We start from the raw sequence: 1,092 nt of genomic DNA, 5'->3' as shown, positions 1-1,092 counted from the left end.
CGCAGCTGCCGGACCCTGGCCTGGAACTCCTCCCCGCCGGTGTCGGGGGCGACCATCCGCAGGCCGGCCCAGGTACCGGTGTCGAGCAGGAAGGCCACCGCGCCGCCGGTGCGGGTGCGCAGCCGCGCCAAGCGGGCGGTCTGCTCCTCGTCCAGGTCGCCGAGGACGGCGACCAGCAGGCCCTCGCCGGAGGCCCGCAGCGGGTCCTCGGCCCGGGAGAGCCCGGCGCCGTCGGAGAGGTCGACCACGGCGAGCGCGTCCAGGATCAGCCCGGAGGCGTCGGCCGCGCTGTTGCCGTCGCCGGCCTCGGGGCCGGGGACGCAGTGGCCGAGGTCGGTGAGCAGCCGGGTCTGGTAGCCGCGCTGCAGCAGGTGGACGGCGACCGAAGCGGCGCAGCCGACCGCCCACTCGAAGGAGGATGCCGGGCCGCTGCCCCGGTGGCCGATCTCGCGGGTGTCCAGCAGGACGGCGGCCCGCGCCTTCTGCGGCTGTTCCTCGCGGCGGACCATCAGCTCGCCGTAGCGCGCGGTGGACTTCCAGTGCACCCGGCGCAGGTCGTCGCCGGGACGGTACTCGCGCAGGATGACGTCGTCGTCGCCGGCCAGAGCCAGGGTGCGGGCCCGGCTCTCGCCCTGGCCGATCCACTCGCCGCTGAGCCGGACGTGCGGCAGCTGCTGCACCTGCGGCACCACGGTGAGCACGTCGGAGGCGGAGAAGGAACGGCTCAGCTCGCACATCCCGAACGGGTCGGCGAGGCGCAGCTGCAGGGGGCCGAGCGGGTAGCGGCCGCGCAGGTCGGAGCGGACCCGGTAGGAGACCTCGTGGTGCCCGCGCGGCTCGACCCGGTCCAGCACGAAGCGCGGGCGCGGCCCGAGCACGTACGGGACCTTGTCCTCCAGCAGCAGCAGGCCGGTGGGCACCCGGGAGACGTTGTCGATCCGCAGGTGGACCCGGGCCTCCTGGCCGGCGACGGCCCGGTGCGGGCTGAGCCGGCGGCCGCTGGCCACCCGGTACCGGGTGCCGGCCAGCAGCAGGGCGGCGGCCAGCGGGAGGGCGGCGAGCAGGACGCCGACGTGCAGCAGCGCGCTCTGG

1 protein-coding gene is annotated in these 1,092 nt (G+C 76.4%); it reads right to left on the bottom strand.

Annotated features, from left to right (window positions below):
* Positions 1–1,092 (bottom strand): DUF58 domain-containing protein (locus tag MCM47_RS44515; protein WP_238951897.1); only part of this gene is annotated, 1,092 nt, incomplete at both ends.

Origin of the sequence: Kitasatospora sp. A2-31 (genome assembly GCF_022288725.1) — a bacterium.
Classification (GTDB): domain Bacteria; phylum Actinomycetota; class Actinomycetes; order Streptomycetales; family Streptomycetaceae; genus Kitasatospora.
Note: the sequence above shows the minus strand (reverse complement) of the source record. Positions and strands in the feature narration are given on the sequence as shown.